Source organism: Leisingera sp. CC-HEC096, assembly GCF_059429235.1.
The window spans coordinates 2,131,466-2,151,514 of sequence record NZ_JCAIJS010000001.1; the positions used below are offsets into that span (position 1 = coordinate 2,131,466).

Genomic DNA, 20,049 nt, shown 5'->3' on the forward strand with positions numbered 1-20,049 from the left:
CCTTTCAATGGCCTGCGCCGCCGCCCGCGGCGATTTCCACGCTTCCGCCCTGCGGGGCTGAGCCGGAACCGCCGCCGTAAATCGCGGCGCTGACATTTGCCTGAGCCAGCCAGAAGTCGCGCTTGGCGTTGGCCGCTTCCAGCGAGCTTGCCAGTTTTTCACGCACATCGGTCAGCAGTTCGAAGGTATTGGTGATCATGCCATTATAGCTGAGAAGCCCTTCTTCCTCGATCGACTTGCGCAGGGGCACCAGCACGTCCCGGTAGTGGCGCGCGATCTCATAGGAGGAGTGATATGCTAGCTCAGCACTGCGGGCCTCCGAGCGGACATTCACCGCCCGTTCCGCCAACGTATTGGCCGCCTGCATGTAGGAGAGTTCAGCCTTGCGCATCCGCGCCTTGCCGGTGTCGAATACTGGAATTGCGAACTCCAGCTCCAGTTGCGGCAGGGTTTCGGTGTGGGTTTCCCCGTCCTCGCGCTCGCGCTCTGCCTCGGCACCGGCAATCAGCTCCAGGTCGGTGACAAGCCGGGTCCGGTCGGTCAGGCCAAAAGCGCGGGCCTGCGCTTCCAGCCCGAGCTTGGCGACTTTCAGGTCAACCCGGTTCCGCAATGCCGCCGTCTCGATCGACGAAACCCGCGGCAGGGACTTTGGCAGCGGCGGCAGCGCATCCGGCACATAGTAATTGGCATCGCTGCCCCACAGGCCCATCAGCCGGGTCAGCTCCTCCTTGGCGAGCTTTGCCTCCAGCCGGGCGCGGGCTACTTGCCCCGCAAGCTCTGCATTAAAGGCAAACTCCCGCGCCTGTCCCGCCTTGTTCAGCGCACCTGTCTTGCCCAGCTGGCTGGCCAGCTCCGCCCCCGCTGCCGCTGTTCCGCTGGCCTGGCGCAGATAGCTCAGCCGCTCAAAGGCGGCCACCGCATTGATCCAAGCCTGCCGGGTCTGCCCCGCCAGCGCCAGAGTATCGTTCACCGCGTTCAGCTGGGCCTGCTGAAACTGCGCCTCAGCCACGGCGATGCGCTGCTTGCGGGTCTTCACGTCCAGCAGGTTCACAGCGATGGTGGATTCCAGCGCCCGGTACAGGCCCAGCTCCGGTGCGCCGATCCCCATCAGGCCGATCGAAACCACCGGGTTTTCCGGTGTCATCTGCTGCCAGGCCTCTGCTGCTGAAAGGCCAACCGCAGCGTAAGACGCCTGCAGCCCCTTGTTGTTCAAGAGCGCAGCCTGCACCGCGGTATCGGCAGAGATCGTCTTGCCCTGCACCAGCTGCCGGACCTCTTTGGCCAGCGCCTCATTCTGGGCCTGTGTCTGGGCGAAGGCCGTGCGCTTGCCAATGGCGGCAGAGGTCTGGCGGGCGACTTCCTGAAACCCGGCCTGCGGGCTGGTGTATTTCTCCGGCACCGCAGCCGAGCAGGCGGCCAGCACCAGGGGCGGCGCCAGAAGGACGCGCCAAGTTTTTGCCGTCATCAGTGGTTCTCCTGCTGCTGCTCGTTGACACCACGCCAGGAGGCGGGGCCGCTAGGCTCGTAGTTTTCAAACCCCTTGAGGGGAGACTGGTACTTTAAGGAACGGTATGGACCGGAAGGTGCGGCGGCAGTTTGCAAGGCTGCGGTATCGGGCAGTGCCGCCGGTGTCCTGGCGCACGCCCCCAGCAGCAGGGCGCCCGCCCCGGCCAGAAAAAGAGACTTCATGTGGTTTTCCTGAGAAATATCTGTAGAAATTCTGTGCTAGAGCACAGAACAGATTCAATGACCGCTGTGGCGGTTCAGGATCTCAGGTTCTTGGAGGACGCAAGACCTTGACCTGGTCCTGTGAGGGAAGCTGGGCGGAAGCCATTACCCAGCGGATAGGCTGCTGAACAAAGGTTGAATCCGGCTGCAGAGAAATCACCGCAACGGCCATACAGGCGCCTGCGCAGCAGTTTCCGGTATCAGCAGCGTTCCAGGGAGCGACCGGTCCATCGTGTGCGCTGGTATGGGAAGCGTCGTATGCCGCGCCTGAGATGGCCGCATCGGCGTGGCTGCCCCCACTATGAGAAACTACCGCACTACCGTGATGGCCAGCGAGGGAATGCGCGGCGGACGGAAGCGCAAATCCCAGCGAAAGGATCACTGCAAATGCAGCAGCCACCCTGATCAGCCGGAAGATATGTGCCAGAAACGCCATTCCGGTATTTCTCCTGACAGGACCGGCCCGCGTCAAGACGGCAATGATGCATGCAGCGCACAAATTTGCGTGCCCCTAAGGAAATTCTGGATTTTGCGCAACATTCCGCCAATGCATGCATTGCTTCCAGCAAACCTTCCCGCGCGGGAGGGGTGGCCGAAACCGGAAACACTTGAGAACCAAAAGTTGAGTGAAAGGCGCGAATCATACCGCAGAAATCTGTCAGCTTTCGGAGACTGTGCATGCCTCGACGACACACACATAAGATCATGCAAAATGTGGCCTAACCGGCTTGCTTTCAAGCTAGCTTCAAGGTGGTAAGCCCTGTCTGCCAGCGGCTGGAGACAAGGCCGGCTTCGATCACTACTCTACAGAAAATTTAGCTGGAGTGAGCTGCGCAGCAAATTTGACATGCATTTCGAGGACTAATGCCGGGTGTACCCTAAGTTGGCTTGATTGCTGCTGCATGACTGAAGTAATTTCCGCACTGATCACAGGCCTAAGACCGGTAGGCAGTAGTCTGGCGCATGACAGGCTTTATAACCCTTGCGGTCCTGTGGGCCCATCACTAGTGCCCGCGTTTTAGCGCGGGACGCCATTTGATTTTGTTCATAAGTTGTGAGCGGGGCCGTTGCTGAGCGTTTTCAGGATCGGGCAATCGGGCCGATGGTCGCCAGAGCATTGCTCAACAAGGTACCTGAGCGTGTCTCGCATGGCTTTCAGACCTGATATTTTTGCGTCGATCTCTTGCAGATTTTGTTCCGCAACGCGTTTTACTTCGGCGCTGGTGCGGGACTCGTCATCATAAAGCGCCAGTAGGTCACGGCAGTCCTCAATCGTGAACCCAAGTGATCGGGCCCGACCGATAAATTCAAGACGGTGCAGTTCTCTCTCTTCGAATTCGCGATATCCATTGCGACCGCGCGTGGGTTTGACTAATCCGATATCCTCATAATATCGGATGGTTTTGGCCGGCACACCTGACCGTTCTGCAACATCCCCGATATTCATGCTGTTTCTCCCTTCGGTCGGCCTTATTCAGCTGGCGCGGACTGCAATGCGGCTTTCGGTCCTCTGATTTCCACATGGTGCTTTCCTGCCGCTGGCTTAATCCAGCGCAGGCGCAACGCATTGGTCAGAACAAATACGCTGGACAGCGCCATAGCGCCTGCTGCTAGCACCGGTGACAACAACGGCCCGCCGAAAGGGTATAGCACCCCCGCCGCGACCGGGATCAGCAGCGTATTGTAGCCGAACGCCCAGAACAGGTTTTCCCGGATGTTGCGCATGGTGCCCTGGCTGACCGCAAAGGCGTTGACAACTCCATTGAGGTCACCGGACATCAACACGACATCGGCGGTCTCAATAGCCACATCGGTTCCAGTGCCGATAGCGATACCTACGTCCGCAGCAGCAAGGGCCGGTGCATCATTGATACCGTCCCCGACAAAGGCCAGCTTGCCGCCATCCGCACGCAGGTTGTTGAGCGCAGCAACTTTGCCTTCTGGCAGCACTTCGGCAACCACATGGTCAATCCCGAGATCGTCGGCGATCGCTTGGGCCGTCACGGCGTTGTCGCCGGTGATCATAGCAACCTTGAGGCCCATCCTGTGCAGCACCTCAATGGCACCAGGCGTTGTCGGCTTGACCGGATCGGCCACGGCAATCACCGCGGCAATCTGTCCGTCAACAGCAGCGTAAAGCGGTGTCTTGCCCTTGCTGGCCAGCGAACCGCTTTTCCCGGCCAGCGCACCAAGATCCACGCCTTCGCGTTCCATAAACCGGTCCGCGCCGATCAGCACCTGACGGCCTCCAACCGATGCCTGGACGCCAAAGCCGGTGATCGAGTCAAAGCTGTCGGCGTCCGGCAGCTTGATCTCCCGCGCTTCCGCTGCTGCAACGATAGCCTTGGCAATTGGATGCTCCGAACTTTGTTCCACGGCGGCGACCAGCCGCAGCACCTCATCTTCGGTCTGGCCCCCGGCCAGGATCAGGTCAGTCAATTCCGGCCGGCCAGCGGTAAGCGTGCCGGTCTTGTCGAGCGCAACCACCGTGCTTTCCTGCAGCAGCTGCAGCGCATCTCCCTTGCGGAACAGCACGCCCATTTCGGCGGCACGGCCGGTTCCAACCATGATTGAGGTCGGTGTCGCAAGGCCCATTGCACAGGGGCAGGCGATAATCAGTACCGCCACCCCTGCGACCAAAGCGAGGCTGAGCGCGGGCTCGGGGCCAAACAGAAACCAGACAGCGACGGTCAATGTCGCAACCGCTATTACGGCGGGCACGAACCAGGTGGTAATCCGGTCCACCAGCCCCTGGATCGGAAGCTTCGCGCCCTGCGCCTGCTCGACCATCCGAATAATCTGAGCCAGCATCGTATCACTGCCCACCTTCGCCGCCTGGAAGGTCAAAGCGCCGGTCCCGTTCACAGTGGCACCTACGAGCTCGGAGCCTTCGGTTTTCTGCACTGGAATGGGCTCACCTGTGATCATGCTTTCATCGACATAGGAGGAGCCGCTCAAAACCACCCCATCGACCGCGATCTTTTCGCCCGGTCGCACGTGGATGATATCGCCCACAGCAATGTCTTCGACCGCGCGCTCCTCAATTTCGCCGCCACGCTCAACCCGTGCGGTTTTCGCCTGCAGCCCGACAAGTTTACGGATCGCCTCGCCCGTGCGGCCCTTGGCCCGGGCTTCCAGCAGCCGACCCAGCAGGATCAGCACGACGATCACTGCGGCGGCCTCGTAATAGACATTGGCCGTCCCCGAAGGCAGCCATGAGGGCGCGAAAGTCGACACCAGCGAGAACCCGTAGGCCGCCGATGTGCCCAGCGCCACCAGCGAATTCATGTCAGGCGCGCCTTTGAGGAGGGCCGGAAAGCCCTTGGTGTAGAATTGCAGGCCCGGCCCGAACAGGACGATTGTGGTCAACAGGAATTGCAGGAAATAGCTGGTCTGCATTCCGATTGCGCCCGCTACGAATTCATGCATGCCTGGAATCACATGGCTGCCCATCTCGATCAGGAACACCGGCAGGGCAAGAACGGCCGCAAAGAGCGTCCGCCGGGCCAGTTGCCGGGTTTCCTCAGCTTTGCGCTTTTCTGCGTTGTTCTGCACACTTGATTTCGGCTGCGCGGGATACCCAGCTGCCGTAGCCAGCGCTGCAAGTTCGGCAGGTGTCGTGGCGCCTGCTGCAAACCGCACCGTCGCGGTTTCAGTGGCCAGGTTGACGGCGGCGTCCAAAACCCCCGCTCCCTCCTTCAGTGCCCGTTCCACGCGGCCGACACAGGAGGCGCAGGTCATGTTTTGGACTTCCAGTGTGGCTTCATCGGTCACGGCGGGATATCCGGCCTCCTTCAGCACTGCAGCCAGGCCAGCGGCAGAGAGCGACCCGTCGTGGCTGACCTGCGCAGTCTCGTTCGCGAGATTGACCGTGGCACCAGTGACTTCGGGCAAGGCCTGCAGCGCGCGTTCCACGCGTCCCACGCAGGATGCGCAGCTCATGCCTTCAACTTGGAACCGGACTGTTTCGTTCTGTGTCATTTCATCACCAAAGCTGGTTGTTTGCAGCAACATGGGACTTCCAGTTACTGGAAGGTCAAGGGTCATTCCCCTTTCCTGCTTGAAAATAGTTTCATCAGGCGATTGACAGTGCATTGCCCGCTTGACCTTCCCGTGCGGTAACCCGGTAGCACCAGGCATGGAACCAAGGAGAACCAAGCATGATCACATTTAAGGTCAACGACATGAGCTGCGGCCATTGCAAATCGGCAATTGAGAAGGCAGTCACCAACCTGGACAGCAGCGCGACGCTGGAGTTTGATATGGAGGCGCGGAAAGTCCGGATCGAAAGCAAAGCTGCTCGTGAGAGCATCCAGGCAGCGCTCAAAGAGGAAGGCTACGCGTCCGAAGTTTGCTGACACTGTTCAAGGGTGCCGCTAATGGCGGCACCCTTGTTTCTGGCTCGGGACACCTTTTTCCCGCGTTCCCGCTGCCGGGCAAGCCATGGTTTCGCCAGCGGCTTCCGGGCAGCCATCAGTCCTTCGACAGTTCCGTTGCCCTTCGCGCAGCAGGCAAAGGCACCACAGCAGAATTCCGCGGCATCAGCCGATCTTCACCAGCGTGTCGGTAACAAATTCGTAGGTCGGCACATCCAGGTTGCGCGGAGCCGGGCCCTTTCGGATACGGCCGGAAGTATCATAGTGCGAGCCGTGACAGGGGCAAAACCATCCCCCGTATCCGCCAGTCGGATCGCCACCTCCCTGGCCTAACGGGATACAGCCCAAGTGGGTACACACGCCAACCACTATCAGCCACTCGGGCTTCTGAACCCGATCGGCGTCCAGTTCCGGATCTATCAGCGTTTCTGCATCATCCGCGCGGGCCTGAGCAATCCGGGCTTCGGTCCGGTGATCGATGAAAACGGGTTTGCCTTTCCATTTCAACGTGATCCGGCTGCCAGGCTCGACACCCTCAAGATCGACCTGCACAACCGAAAGCGCCGAGACATCGGCACTCGGGTTCATGCTGTCGATCAGTGGCCAAATGGCGGCTCCAGCGGCCACGGCTGCGGTACCTCCTGTAGCATAGTAGAGGATGTCGCGCCGGGTGCCAGGGCCGGAATGTTCCGGATGGTCATTGTCCTGTACCATTGTCAATCTCCCTTCCCTTTGAGTGACAGCCGGGCGATCCTCAGCGGCCGTGTCCAACTGCCATAGTGCCCCCCTCTCCAGTCCCTTTTGTGCTTCGATTGGCTTCGCCTTGGTGACGCATCGTGCTCATCCTTGGTTTGGGTATGGCAATTTTCGAAAGAACTTCCGCTTACCTACAAGATGCCGTGAGACGGCACCCATCCAGCCGCCCTTCCATCCCAGGCGGAAGCTCAAGACAGTCCGGCACACCGCCCCCGTTGGCCCGGAAGCAAAGGAGCGCTTCAAAAAATTGCCCCGATACAGCGCCCCGAGATGGCCATTAGGATGTATCGCCGGGCCCAACTGTGCCCTCTTCTTCCTTTTCGCGCCTTCCGGAGCTGTGTGTCCCAACGTGGCCACGGTGCCCCCGGTGCATCAAGAAATGCATTACCAGGCAGGCAACTAAAAGTGAGGCCGGCGACAATATAAGCGGCAATACGAATTCACGGTATTCCCATCCCATTACAATTGCGCCAAGGGCAAGTGACCCAGCCAATGGCCCCCATTTGCGCCAGATGGATGGCTTCCGGGTGTTTCGAACGATGCTATCCTGTCCGGTTTCTCTACTCATTGCAGTCTCCTTTCATCTACCTATTCAGTTGGCTGCCGGTGCTGGCTGTGTACGCCAGACGTGTTGTCCCGTTGCCCTTCCCGGGCAAGAAACAGCCGCTCAGCCAGCAGCACCGCGATGATCACGGCTAGAGCAATCAGCACAATCATTGGATCCGACTGCCACTTGATCACTGAAAATGCCGCCAGAACCGCCGCGTCGAGAGCCAATGCTGTCAGCAGGATCCAGCCGCGCACTTCGATCTTGCGCCGCAAGTTCCGCCAGACGCCCCAATGCACTGCCATATCCATGACCAGATAGAAGAACGCCCCCAGCGAGGCGATGCGCCCAAGGTCAAACAGCACGGTCAATGCACCGGCAACAAACACGGTATAAATCAGCATGTGCGACCGGATGGAGCCGGACATGCCGAAATGGCTGTGCGGGATCATCTCCATGTCGGTCAGCATGGTGAGCATGCGGGAAACGGCGAAGATGCTGGCTATCAGCCCCGACGCAGTTGCCACCATAGCCAGTGCCACGGTCAGGTAGAATCCAACCTGCCCGAGCACCGGGCCCGCGGCCTCGGCAAGGGCGTAATCCTGCGCTGCGCGGATCTCCTCTGTGCTGAGGCTGGCGCCGACAGCCAAAGCCACCAGCAGATACACTGCGGTACAAATGGCGATTGAGATCAGGATGGTCCTGCCGACATTGCGGTGCGGATCGGTGATTTCAGCACCGCTGTTGGTTATCGTGGTGAAACCCTTGAACGCCAGGATGGACAGGGCCACCGAGGCTGCGAAGCCCAGTCCGCTGGTTTCTGCACCGCCGTTCCCTGATTGCCATTCACCGCCGCTGGCCCAGAGTGCCGCAATGCCGAACAACGCGATCCCTGCGATCTTTATGGCGGACATCACGATTGACCAGCGCCCGACAGAACGGTTTCCGGAAACATTGACCATATACGCGAAGATGATCAGCGCCACGCCGATCAACGGCACCAACGGTCCGCCATCGATACCGAAAGGCCGAAGCGCGTAAGTCGCAAAGGTGCGCGCCACCAGGCTTTCGTTGATCACCATCGACAGCGCCATGAGAACCGAGGCCGCAGCCGCCACCGTACCCGGACCATATGCCTTGGTCAGGATCATCGCGATTCCGCCGGCGGAGGGCCAGGCGTTGGACATCGCAATATAGCTGTAGGCGCTGAACATCGTGACCAGCGCACCTGCGGCGAACGACAGAGGGAACCAGGACCCGGCCAACCCCGCAATCTGTCCCGTCAACGCAAAGATACCGGCCCCGATCATCACGCCGGTGCCCATGGCGACAGCCCCGGTCAGAGAAATCGAGCCGGACCTGTAGTCCGCGGCCTGGGCATGTCCTTCACTTTCCTCGCTCATCGCGGACTCCTATGAACTAATTGCCTGGTTTCTTTGCTGTTTGCTGTTGCGTCTGCGATCCGGCGCGGGCCTCCCCGACCTCCTGCACCATCACGCTCTCCGCTCACGGCCCGGCCCCGGTTGTTCACTCGCCTAGTGTCGAAACAGCGGCCTGCAGCCGTCTGGCTCTGAACGCGGCGACCACGCCTGACTGCGCTTGCAACACCGGACAGAGAGGCGAGGAAAAGGAAAGTTTGCCCGGTCATATCTTTACCCCGCGTAGGCGCAGGGAATTGAGCACCACGGAAACAGATGACGCGCTCATTGCAAAAGCGGCAAACATCGGACTGATCAGAATGCCGAAGAACGGAAACAGTACTCCCGCCGCGACCGGCACCCCGGAGGCATTGTAGATCAACGCAAAGAACAGGTTCTGCCGGATGTTGCGCATGGTCGCGCGCGCCAGGCGCCGGGCACGCACGATGCCATCCAGGTTGCCCTTGACCAGAGTGAAACCCGCACTTTCGATGGCCACGTCGGCGCCGGTGCCCATGGCGATACCGACATCCGCCTGTGCCAGCGCGGGCGCGTCATTCACGCCGTCCCCGGCCATGGCGACGCTGCGCCCCTGTTCCTGCAACTCGCGGATAATTCGGGCTTTGTCCTGCGGCAGCACATCCGCGCGGATCTCGTCGATACCCAGCTTCCCGGCAACGGCGCGGGCCGTGCGCTCATTGTCGCCGGTGGCCATGATGATGCGGAAGCCCAGATCATGTAGCGCCTTCAGCGCGGAAGGGGTCGCTTCCTTCACCGGATCGGCAACGGCCACCAGGCCGGCCACGGCGCCATTCAGTACCACGAACATTACGGTTTCACCCTGATCCCGACGGGCATCGGCCGTAGAAGCAAGACCGGCAGCCTCCAGCCCCAGGTCCGCTATCAGGCGGAGGTTGCCAAGCGCCACCGCATGGCCGTCCACACGCCCCTTCACCCCCTTCCCGGTGACTGCATCAAATTCCGTGGCCTCACCGAGTTTGATGCCCCGTTCCAGCGCTCCGGTCACGATGGCCTCGGCCAAAGGGTGCTCCGAGCCTTTCTCCAACGTCGCCGCCAGCCGGAGCACTTCTGCTTCGTCATGGCCCGGCTCGGGCACAACCGCGATCAGCCGCGGCTTGCCCTCGGTCAGGGTGCCTGTCTTGTCGACAATCAGCGTGTCCACCTTTTCGAACCGCTCAAGCGCCTCGGCGTTCTTGATGAGCACACCGGCCTGCGCACCCCGGCCGGTCGCGGTCATGATCGACATCGGCGTCGCCAAGCCAAGCGCGCAGGGACAGGCGATGATCAATACGGCGACCGCCGCGACCAGGCCATAGCTCAGCGCAGGAGCCGGACCCCAGATCGCCCATCCGGCAAAAGCCAAGACCGCAACAGCAATCACGGCCGGCACAAACCAGCCTGCCACCTTGTCGGCATACTTCTGGATTGGTGCGCGGCTTTTCTGCGCCTTAGCCACCATATCGACGATCTGGGACAACATCGTGTCGGCCCCGACTCTCGTGGCTTCAATCACCAATGACCCGGTGCCATTGATCGTCGCACCTGTAACACTGGAACCCTCGACCTTCTCGACCGGGACAGGCTCTCCGGAAATCATGCTTTCGTCGACCGAGGAGCGTCCCTCCAACACCGTGCCGTCCACCGGCACCTTGTCTCCCGGCCTTACCCTCAGCCGGTCTCCCACCTGCACCTCATCCAGGGGGATCTCTTCTTCCTGTCCACCGATGCGGATCACCCGTGCGGTCTTGGGCGCCATATCCAGCAGGGCACGGATCGCCCGCCCGGTCCCTTCCCGGGCCCGCAATTCCATCACCTGCCCCAACAGAACAAGCGTGACAATCACTGCCGCAGCCTCAAAATAGACGCCGACATGCCCTTCGGCGTCACGGAAGCCGTCAGGGAACATGCCCGGTGCAAGTACTGCCGCAACGCTGAATAGCCAGGCCGCCGCCACTCCCATGCTGATCAAGCTGAACATATTGAGGTTCATGGTGCGGAACGAGTTCCAGCCGCGAACAAGAAACGGCCAGCCGCTCCACCAGACAACCGGCGAGCCAAGAAGCAGTTCAATCCAGAGTGTGTTACGTTCCCCGAAAATATCCCGGACACCTGCCAGGCCGGCATAGGGCCCCATGGTAAGAACCAACAATGGAACTGTTAGTATCGCACCGGCCCAGAGCCGCCGGGTGAAATCGGTGAGTTCTGGGTTTGGCCCCTCCTCCGCAACAGAACCTGCTTCTCGCTCCAGCCCCATCCCGCAAAGAGGGCACGCGCCCGGTTCGGTTTGCCGAACTTCCGGGTGCATTGGGCAAGTATACACAGGGCCTTCCCAGCCAATGGGAACCTTGTCATAACCTCCACTCAGAGCAGTTTTTCCATGCCCGAAAGCTGCGTGCCCATGGTGGTGAGCATGACCGGCCGTTTCCTTGCCAGCTTCTGGGACAAGGTGCATGCCGCAAATCGGGCAGTTTTCAGCTTCAGCGCTCCGAATGTGCGGGTGCATCGGACAAACAAATTTGTCTTCGTCTGCTACACTGGAGCTTTTATTGTTGGGAAGTTCGTTCATGTTATTGCCCTTCCGGTTGGGGAATGCCGCCATCGTGAGTTTTCAAGTCACTGTAAGGTCAACGCAGCCAGCGTATGATTTGCCGCCTCGGCTAGAAGCGGGGCGATGCCGATAGCATTGCTTTCATGAGGAATCGTATCGGTGGTCACGACTTGGCTTGCCCCGGCGGCCAGAATCTCGGCGTGAGCTTGCCCGGCAAAGACTGCATGGATTACCGCACACAGAGGCGGCTTGGCTCCGGCTTCCGCCAGCCGTTCGATTGCCCCCACCAATGTTCTCCCCGAGGACGCAATATCATCGACTAGAACTGGTGTGCCGGAACATCTCCACTGGCGGCCGGATTTGCTAACCTCAACTCTGCGGTCGCCGGAACGCACCTTGCGCAAAACCTCGTATGGACAGCCAACGAGCGAAGCGACCTCCGCAACCCATTGCCGGCTTTCGCTATCGGGGCCAACCAGCACCGGATTTTCAACACTCTCCGCGATCCACTGTGCCAGCAGTGGCGCAGCAGAAACCCGGCCAGCGGGAATGGCAAACAACTCATCAAGGGCCTGGATCCGATGCAGATGCGGATCCACCGTCACAAGCCAGTCAAAGCTTTCCTCGAGGAAACGGGCGAACAATCTGGCGCTAACCGCCTCTCCAGAGTGGAACCTCCGGTCCTGGCGCATGTACCCCAGATAGGGCGCAATTAGACCGGCGTGTACAGCGCCCATCTCGCGCGCCGTATCAGCGGCAAAGCGCAGCGGCATCGCATGCCGGTCCGGGTCACACAAAGAACACAGGATCACCGACTCGCGGCCTTCGAGATCACCATGCAGGGTTATCCGGCTCTCGCCATCCGGAAACCGGTGCCAGTCCACTGGCGCCACTTCTGCCCCGATCAGCGCCGCCAGTTGATCTGCCAGTGGACGCATATTGTGAAATGGGATCAGAACGGGTCTCATTTTGGCACCTCAATGCGGAAAATCTCTTTCTGCGCGCTGGAAAAATCGCTGGCATAGGCCAATTCGCCCGGCGTCTCAGCCCAGATTTCGAACAGGGGTTGTCCGAGCTGGACCAGTGTCCCGGGCCGCGCCATAAGCAACACCCCTGCGCGGGCCTGCTGCGGGGCCCCGGCCAGTTTTGCCACCCGGGCAATAAGGCGGTTGTCGATAGCTGTGATCACTCCATCGCAAGGGGCTACAAAAGGTATCCGGTAGGGGGCTTTAGCCGGCTCGGCAAACCCGCCCTGAGCCGCGCATATCGCCATGAACCGATGCTCCGCCGCGCCGCTGTCGAGCAAAACCCTCGCCCGCTCAACGCCTGCGGTTTCTCCGCTCATTTCCAGCAGGAGCCCAGCCAGTACCAGCGCCCGTTCTCTCAGATCGCCCGGCGCATCTGGTGTACGGCGCAGCACCTTCAGCACATCCATTGCCTCGAGTGCCGGACCGATCCCGCACCCTACTGGCTGGCTGCCGTCGCTGACATGAATCGCCAGGTCCAATCCAATCGCCCGGGCTGTGGCGCGCAGCCGCGCCGACAGGGCTTCGGCCGCATTTTCCGAACGCACTTTCGCGGTGGGCCCCACAGGGATGTCGATCACGACACGGTCCGATCCGGCCGCCGCCTTTTTGGAGAGAATGCTGGCAACCAATTGCCCGTCGCTGTCAAAGTCGAGAGGCCGCTCAATGCGGATCAGAATGTCGTCGGCCGGGCTAAGCCCCAAGGCTCCGCCCCAAACGATGCAGCCACCCTGCGCTTCGACAACCTTGCTCATGGCAGCAGTATCGAGCGCCACCGGAGCCATTACCTCCATTGTGTCAGCGGTCCCTGAAGGCGAAGTAATGGCACGGCTGGATGTCTTGGGGATCACAAGCCCCGCTGCCGCGACGATGGCCACTACGATCGGTGTGGTGCGGTTCCCGGGCAACCCGCCAACGCAATGCTTGTCCAGCACAGGCCCTTCGCCCCATTCCAGTGATCTGCCAGCCTCCTGCATGGCACGGGTCAAAGCGATGGTTTCACAGGTACTCAGGTGCTCTCCTGCACAAGCCGTTACGAAGGCAGCCAGATCCAAATCCGACAGCCGGTGTGCCATCGCATCTTTTATGATCGTGGCGAATTGCGCTTGGTGCAGCCGCTCACCATAGACCTTGGCGCGGATTAGCGAAGCCGCCTCTGGCAGTTCGGGGTGAGAGAACTGACCCATATCACCCAGCCTCGGCCGCAATGCCGCCCAAGCTGCGTCGGATAGCGCTGCCGCTTCCGGACCCAGCCATCCTGCCCCGGTGACAACGTTCAGCGATGCGATCACGGACCGTCCGCCGCAGTCGATCCGCACCCGGGTCAGCGCACGAAACCCTTCGGCGCGGCAAACATGGCAGTCCAGATGCATGAAGACGACAGGCTGGCTGTAAGTGTCTATTTCCGCCCGTACTAGCGGAAGGCAATGTCTATCACGCGTCATCGCGGCGTCTCCAAACGGATTGTTTCAAGGTGCTCTGGCACCCTCGCTTTCCAGCCCAGTTCATGGTTGATGCGAAAACGCAGCGCGTCGGCCGCTTCTGGCTCACCGTGAGTCACGTAGGTCATCCGGGGTGGGACCGACGCAGCGCCCAGCCATTCAAGTAGCTCGTTGGCATCGGCATGGCCGGACAAGCTGCCCGGAGAGATCACCTCAGCCTCGATCGGGATGTCACGCCCAAAGATGCGCAAGTGATCTGCTCCGGCGGCAAGCGCAGCACCGCGCGTTCCGCTGGCTTGAAACCCCGACAGCAGGATCGCGTTACGGCGGTCCCCTCCATATGAAAGAACGTGATGCAGAATACGTCCTCCAGTCAGCATGCCGCTGGCTGAAATGATGATTTTGGGGAAAGGCATGGTGTTGAGCTGCTTGGATTCTTCAACAGAACGCACACGCTTGGCGAGTTCAAACATATCCAAGCATTCGGCCCAGCTGACCTTATGCTCACTGTGATGGCGGTGATAAATTTCGGTGGCATTTGTCGCCATCGGGCTGTTTAGAAAGACCGGCACTTCGGGAATATCACCGCGTCTGCGAAGCCGCGCGATGTGATACATCAGCCCCTGTGCCCGCCCTACCGCAAAGGCCGGGATGAGGATTGTTCCGCCCCGCCCGATAACCCGGCGGATAACACGGGAGAGCTGCGCTTCGGCATCGACAAGCTCATGCAGGCGGTTGCCATAGGTGGATTCACACACAAGGACGTCTGCTCCCGCAAACGGGGTTGGAGAGCGCATCAGAGGGTCGCTTTGACGGCCGAGGTCACCGCTGAAATGCAATGACGTGCTACCAAGGCATAATCGTATTTGCGCAGCTCCAAGCAAATGCCCTGCCGGGATGAAGTTGGCCGTGATCCCGTCGCCTAAATCGACTGGCATGTCGAATGGCACAGTTTCCAGCTTGCTCAGCGCCTTCTGCGCATCCTTTCGCGTGTAAAGGGGGGTCGGGCGGGCATGGACCGAAAACTTCTTACGGCGGGCAAAGGACGCCTCTTCCTCCTGCAGATGTCCACTGTCGGGCAGGATCAAGCCGCACAATTCCTTAGTCGATTGTGTGCAAATGACCTTGCCCGCGAACCCTGCCTTAACCAGCGCAGGGATATAGCCGGAATGATCGAGATGTGCATGTGTCAGGAGAACAGTATCGATAGATCGAGGCCGGACCGGAAAAGGCTTCCGATTGCGTAAGCGGAGCTGCTTGAACCCTTGAAACAGCCCGCAATCGATCAGGATCCTGCGACTGCGCCATTCAACGAGGTAGCGGGATCCAGTGACGGTCCCGGTGGCCCCGAGGAAGCGCAGGGTCGGTTGCTGCGACTTGCTCATTGCACGTCTCCTCTTCTATTGCTCCGAACGCTTTAGGGTAGCAAGGTGACTTGTTGCGCCTCATCCACGCGCGGCGATCACGTTGAAAATTGGCCCAAATACGAGTGCCACGAACCAACCGTAGGCAAAGGCTTCTGCTAGTCCGATCAGGAAGGAAGTTGCTGTGAGCCACGTCATGCCAGGCATCAGCGAGATCCAAGCGCGGTACATCGCATACTGCGGAAAGATCAGATCGAAGCCGACACACAGCATATAAGTCACGGCCAGGAAAATGCTCAGCGCCCAGCCCAGCTTGACGACAGGGATACGCGGGGGCGCCATCACGTTTTCGGGGCCGACCTCAGAAACTTGACCGGTTGCGCAAGGGCCGCATCCAAGCCGCAGCACAGCAAAGACTAGCAGAGCTGCAGTCGCAAAATAGAGTATGGCAAACACTTCTCGAACTCCTGAACACACCACACAGCATGTGAACCGGGCCGCTTGGCTGGGCGCTCAACTGGACCGGGTGGTTGGTTCAGGAAAAATTCGGAGGGTGTGGAGACGGTGAAAGGGCTATTCCGTCCGCAAGCAGCCGGATATTGAGTACGGCAACCGACATTTCCGGCTTCCATTCAGGCATCAGGACAATTGGGAGTAGAGCCAAGGCGTGACACATTGCATGCAGTCCACAGTCACCCAAAGACGCAGGCACGCTATAGAGGTTCTGATCGTGCTGAATAGACTCTTGCTGCCCAAAATCCGCAGCTAAGGCCTGAACATGGCTATAGCCAGGCATTGAATGCTCTGCACCTACCGTTCGGTCCGACCCCGCAGACGCCATCAGAATTGCAGACAACAGCAGGACCAGAGTCAGGTGAAGCGCCGAGCGAAGCCGCCGCAGTCCAATTCTCCTGTACGTTACTCCTGCAACTCCCACGATCCGCTTCTCCAAATGACTACTCAAGTCTACATTTTATTTACCCGGAGGCCTTGATTTGCCTCAACCGCCTTGCTCTCGCTTCCAGGCTGCCCAAAGAAGAGGCGCTCCGGTCAGCAGCCCTAGCCCCAGCACTGCCCAGATGGCACCAGGTCCATCAGGCCCGGCCAGCTCACTGCCAAGATGCGCCAGGATGAAGCTCGCTGGCAAAATGCCCGCCGCGGTTGCGAGTGCGAAGCGCCAGAACCGCAATGCAGTCAGCCCTGCTGCATAGCTGATCAAGTCAAATGAAACGAAGGGCAAAAGGCGGCTGCCAAACACCGTCAGCATCAGCGCATTCTGCGATCCCATGAGACCTGTCTCAAGCTTAGCGCCCAGATGGCGCTGGATAGCCGAGCGCCCCAATCGCCGGGCAATCAGAAAGGCGATGATCGCTCCCAACTCGGCCCCCAGTGCAACGAGACCGGTGCCCAGCACATGCCCGTAGGCCGCCCCGGCTGCCACCGCTACAGGAGCTGAAGGCAAAGGGCTGGCAACGATCGCCATAGTCATGAGCCCTACGATCACCAGCGGCCCCAAGATGCCAGCTGCATCGACCCAGGCTGTAATGTCTGCACGCGTCATTACAGGCGGCAAAGCATCAGCCCTCCAAAGAACAAGCACCAGCAACAAAGCGACGGCCACAACCGCTAGCACCGACCTGTGGCAGCGACGGAAATCCGGTAATCGTCCTGTGCGCAGCATGTGCCTTCCTCGTCGAAATCGTTGGCGCGTTTATTGATGTATCGCCATCTTCCACAGACTAGGGCATTCAGGATTGGCCGATCCACCTCGCCCGGATGGGCAATTGTATCGCTCAGTCGTAGCGAAGCGCTTTGCGACAGCTCGATACAAATAGGCGAGCTTTCCAAGCAATATTGCACCGGCCCTGAGTGCTGTTGCCCGCGATAGAGCAATCGTCGTCACTCCGCAGCTTCGCGTGCCTGTTTTACCAGTTCTTGCAGTTGCGGTTGCTCAACAAAACCGGGAATCAAGTTTTCGCCAATCACGAAAGACGGCGTGCCGTTGAAGCCCAACTTGCGCGACAGCGCCATAGAAGTGGCAATATGCTCCTCCACCTCTGGCGCGTCCATGTCCTGGCGCAACTGTTCCACGTCCAGCCCGGTTTCACGTGCGATACGGATGACCGCAGCCTCCGTAGCCCTGCCCTGCATTCCCATCAGAGCCCAATGGAATTCTTCGTACTTTCCTTGTATACGCGAAGCCAGAGCGGCACGCGCGGCAAAGACAGACCCGTCACCCAGGATGGGCCACTCGCGGTAGACCAGCCGGATATTGGCATCATCTTTCAGCAGCCCCTGCACTGGAGCCATCGCACGGCGGCAATAGGGGCAGTTGTAATCGAAGAACTCGACAACCGTTACATCCCCTTCGGGATTGCCCAGAACCGGGGCGTTGGGATCGCGTTCCAGCGTGGCACGGTTGTTGTCAAGAACCACCCGAGCAGCTTCAGCTTTGGCGGCGTCCTGGTCACGCTGCAGCATTTCGACCGCCTGCATGATGATTTCGGGCCGCTCCAGGATTGCCTCATAGACCAGTTGCTTGATCTCCTCCTCTGTCAATTCTTTGGTCAGGCCGGGCAAAGGCAAAAAGGTAAGACAAAGTACCGGCAATATACGTTTAGGACGGATCATTGGTTTCTTCCTTCTTGCTGGGCTTCTACTTCTGTTCTTTCTGCTTGGTACCGCTGCTCGCGCTCGGGCCAAGCTGATTTTATGAAATTCAGGATACCGCGAATTTGCGCATCACTCAGCTGGCTGCCAAAGCCTGGCATGCCGCTGTCCAAGGCGACTCCGCTGTTTGCTAGCGCAGCCTGCCCCCCCAATTTGGTATACTCGAACAGCATTCGGTCAGAATGGTGCCAAGTGTGGCCCGTCTCATCATGCGGAGGCGCCGGCAGACGGCCATCCTCTCCTGGGCTGCGCCAATTCGGCTGGCCCTCCAGATTTGCCCCGTGGCAAGACGCACAGTACTCCGCATAGAGCACCTTTCCCTGTGCAACTGACACCGCATCAGCCATTGGCGCGACCGGGAAAGAAGGCCGGAAAACCCACGCCGCTGCAACTCCGGCGACCGCCAGCACCGCCGCCGCACTGATGACCGCCCGCGTCATGCCTGCACCCGGATCCAGGTCATCATGCCAGAGGCCGCATGCGAAAGCATGTGACAGTGGAATGCCCAATCGCCGGGATTATCGGCAACAAAAGCAATCTCGTGGCTTTCGCCGGCAAAGCTGAGAAGCGTGTCGCGCAGGTGGCCCATCGAGCCATCGGCATTTACGGTGCGGAAATGCATCCCGTGCAGATGCATAGCGTGCGGGAATGCTGTGTCGTTGGACACTGTGACCCGGACAGTCTCGCCCCGCGCCACCGTGGCCAGCGGAGTCTGCGTCATGCCAACAGTACCGTTGAAGGCCCAGAACTGGTTCGCCTCCACCATTTGCCGGAACCCGGTGTTCTGCCCGTTAAGAACAGCACTGCGCAGCGAACCCATTGCTCCGCCAGCCATGTCAAGCCGCAGCTCCCTCGCAGCATCCAACCCCGTCACCTCCATCGCCGGGTTCGGCGGAAGCGGCGCCGGGGAACCGCGCCGGGCGCTACTGGACACGCCGCGCACCGGGAAGGCAGCATGGGCATAGCCTTGATTGTCCTCGATCCGCGCGAGAAACGCCTCTTCGCCGTCTCCGGCTGTGACATCTACAAGGAGATCAGCACGCTGGCCGGGACCGAGCAGCAAATCTCCCGAAACGGTCTTGGGTGCTGGCAGCGGCATCCCGTCCAGCGCCATCACCCAGCCCTCGAAGTTGACCAGCGCCAGCATGAAGATCCTAGCGTTGGAGGCATTGATCAGCCGAAGCCGGAGCCGCTCATGCCGCTTGACCGATTGGGTCCAGGCTGACTGTCCGTTGGTCGAAATGAAATTGCCCAACCGGCCAGCATGTGACCGGTCATGGCGCGTCTCGAAGTCTGGATTTAGCTGCCCGCCATCAGGTTCCAGCAGCCAGTCATCGAGTACCAGTGTGATATCCCGGTCAATATCCGGAGGTGCCTTTTCGTCAACAATGAGCGGGCCGTGCAGTCCGCGCGCCACCTGTTCGACGGACCGGTTGTGCGCGTGATACCAATAGGTGCCTGCATCCCGAACGGTGAAATCATAGTCGAAGCTGCCCCGTGGCTGAACCGGTGCCTGGGTAAGCCCAGCAACCCCATCCATCGAATTCGCCGCGCGGATGCCGTGCCAATGGACCGTGCTTGCCTGCGGCAGATCGTTGACAAAACGCCGTCGCACCCGGCCGCCTTGGGGCACCCGGATTTCCGGTCCCGGCGTGCCGCCTGAATAACCCCAAATCTCAGTTTTTGGGTAGTCTGACGGCAGTAGCTGCACCGCTTTGACGGTGGCGCGCAACTCCATCATGTCCGGCACCAGGGCATCCCCCCGGACCGGCAATTCCGCCAACACGCCAGCGGCACCCGCCGCTGTCAGAAACCCTCGTCTTGAAAACATTTCTCTTTCCTCTCAGACAAGCGAACCGCGAGGGACGGTTCACTGATGTTCTGATTATCTCAATAATCAGAACATTCACTCAGTTTGGCGGAGGGCGGTATGCCTCTACTGCTTCCAAACCGCGTCTCCCTTGGCTTTGCACTGCCGCCTTCCAGCATGGGAACGTCAATGCCGCCTCATCACCATTTTTGTATCCGAGAGTATCCCAGACACATTCGCCCAAGTTCTTAGGACGGGCCCGAGCGCCTGCTTTTCCATGACAGGCTTCTAGAGCTCCCACACCGCGCCCCTGCCAAGGCCGTGGTGCGGTTAGTGAACGTTTG

At 60.1% G+C, this 20,049-nt stretch carries 18 protein-coding genes; 1 reads left to right on the plus strand and 17 read right to left on the minus strand.

Going from position 1 to position 20,049, the window contains the following annotated elements:
- Window positions 1-4: 4 nt before the first annotated feature.
- From AC5STI_RS10305 to AC5STI_RS10325, 5 genes are all read right to left on the minus strand, one after another.
- The gene (locus AC5STI_RS10305) at window positions 5-1,465 is read right to left on the minus strand and encodes a TolC family protein (protein ID WP_027236571.1); all 1,461 of its coding nucleotides are present in this window, start codon (window positions 1,463-1,465) and stop codon (window positions 5-7) included.
- A complete protein-coding gene (locus tag AC5STI_RS10310) occupies window positions 1,465-1,689 on the minus strand; it encodes a hypothetical protein (protein ID WP_051357810.1) in 225 nt (74 codons plus the stop codon). The genes AC5STI_RS10305 and AC5STI_RS10310 overlap by 1 nt, the downstream gene beginning before the upstream one ends.
- Window positions 1,690-1,771: 82 nt before the next feature.
- On the minus strand, window positions 1,772-2,164 hold the full coding sequence (locus AC5STI_RS10315) for a hypothetical protein (RefSeq protein ID WP_152612217.1): 393 nt from the start codon (window positions 2,162-2,164) through the stop codon (window positions 1,772-1,774).
- A 609-nt stretch (window positions 2,165-2,773) separates the two neighbouring features.
- Window positions 2,774-3,175, minus strand: coding sequence for a Cu(I)-responsive transcriptional regulator (gene cueR / locus AC5STI_RS10320; RefSeq protein WP_027236569.1), 402 nt, complete (start codon window positions 3,173-3,175; stop codon window positions 2,774-2,776).
- Between the two features lie 23 nt (window positions 3,176-3,198).
- A complete protein-coding gene (locus AC5STI_RS10325) occupies window positions 3,199-5,709 on the minus strand; it encodes a heavy metal translocating P-type ATPase (RefSeq protein WP_027236568.1) in 2,511 nt (836 codons plus the stop codon).
- A gap of 179 nt (window positions 5,710-5,888) precedes the next feature.
- Here AC5STI_RS10325 and AC5STI_RS10330 point away from each other — a divergent pair, with 179 nt between their 5' ends.
- Window positions 5,889-6,086: a cation transporter gene (locus tag AC5STI_RS10330; RefSeq protein WP_027236567.1), complete on the plus strand. Its 198-nt coding sequence runs from the start codon at window positions 5,889-5,891 to the stop codon at window positions 6,084-6,086.
- A 183-nt stretch (window positions 6,087-6,269) separates the two neighbouring features.
- Here the strand turns inward: AC5STI_RS10330 and petA are convergent, their stop codons facing one another.
- The 12 genes from petA to AC5STI_RS10390 form a co-directional block, all read right to left on the minus strand.
- A complete protein-coding gene (gene petA / locus AC5STI_RS10335; RefSeq protein ID WP_036797405.1) occupies window positions 6,270-6,818 on the minus strand; it encodes a ubiquinol-cytochrome c reductase iron-sulfur subunit in 549 nt (182 codons plus the stop codon).
- Between the two features lie 319 nt (window positions 6,819-7,137).
- Window positions 7,138-7,428 carry a DUF2933 domain-containing protein gene (locus AC5STI_RS10340; protein WP_082023084.1) on the minus strand — a complete coding sequence of 97 codons (291 nt, stop codon included), beginning with the start codon at window positions 7,426-7,428 and terminating at the stop codon, window positions 7,138-7,140.
- A 20-nt stretch (window positions 7,429-7,448) separates the two neighbouring features.
- On the minus strand, window positions 7,449-8,810 hold the full coding sequence (locus tag AC5STI_RS10345; RefSeq protein WP_051357809.1) for an APC family permease: 1,362 nt from the start codon (window positions 8,808-8,810) through the stop codon (window positions 7,449-7,451).
- A gap of 241 nt (window positions 8,811-9,051) precedes the next feature.
- Entirely contained in the window at window positions 9,052-11,412 is a 2,361-nt protein-coding gene (locus tag AC5STI_RS10350) for a copper-transporting P-type ATPase (protein ID WP_027236565.1), read from the minus strand.
- A gap of 47 nt (window positions 11,413-11,459) precedes the next feature.
- The gene (locus tag AC5STI_RS10355) at window positions 11,460-12,362 is read right to left on the minus strand and encodes a ribose-phosphate diphosphokinase (protein ID WP_027236564.1); all 903 of its coding nucleotides are present in this window, start codon (window positions 12,360-12,362) and stop codon (window positions 11,460-11,462) included.
- Window positions 12,359-13,864 (minus strand): thymidine phosphorylase family protein, encoded by a 1,506-nt coding sequence (locus tag AC5STI_RS10360; RefSeq protein WP_027236563.1) that lies wholly within the window; start codon window positions 13,862-13,864, stop codon window positions 12,359-12,361. Before AC5STI_RS10360 ends, AC5STI_RS10355 begins: the two co-directional genes overlap by 4 nt.
- A complete protein-coding gene (locus AC5STI_RS10365; protein ID WP_039173621.1) occupies window positions 13,861-15,246 on the minus strand; it encodes an MBL fold metallo-hydrolase RNA specificity domain-containing protein in 1,386 nt (461 codons plus the stop codon). Before AC5STI_RS10365 ends, AC5STI_RS10360 begins: the two co-directional genes overlap by 4 nt.
- Before the next feature lie 60 nt (window positions 15,247-15,306).
- Window positions 15,307-15,681: a DUF5676 family membrane protein gene (locus AC5STI_RS10370; protein ID WP_193747986.1), complete on the minus strand. Its 375-nt coding sequence runs from the start codon at window positions 15,679-15,681 to the stop codon at window positions 15,307-15,309.
- Between the two features lie 544 nt (window positions 15,682-16,225).
- The gene (locus AC5STI_RS10375) at window positions 16,226-16,786 is read right to left on the minus strand and encodes a VTT domain-containing protein (protein ID WP_152612228.1); all 561 of its coding nucleotides are present in this window, start codon (window positions 16,784-16,786) and stop codon (window positions 16,226-16,228) included.
- 338 nt (window positions 16,787-17,124) lie between these two features.
- Window positions 17,125-17,856, minus strand: a complete 732-nt coding sequence (locus AC5STI_RS10380) for a DsbA family protein (RefSeq protein WP_052254265.1) — start codon at window positions 17,854-17,856, stop codon at window positions 17,125-17,127.
- A complete protein-coding gene (locus tag AC5STI_RS10385; RefSeq protein WP_039173618.1) occupies window positions 17,853-18,335 on the minus strand; it encodes a c-type cytochrome in 483 nt (160 codons plus the stop codon). Before AC5STI_RS10385 ends, AC5STI_RS10380 begins: the two co-directional genes overlap by 4 nt.
- On the minus strand, window positions 18,332-19,636 hold the full coding sequence (locus AC5STI_RS10390; protein ID WP_495447753.1) for a multicopper oxidase family protein: 1,305 nt from the start codon (window positions 19,634-19,636) through the stop codon (window positions 18,332-18,334). Before AC5STI_RS10390 ends, AC5STI_RS10385 begins: the two co-directional genes overlap by 4 nt.
- Window positions 19,637-20,049: the final 413 nt, after the last annotated feature.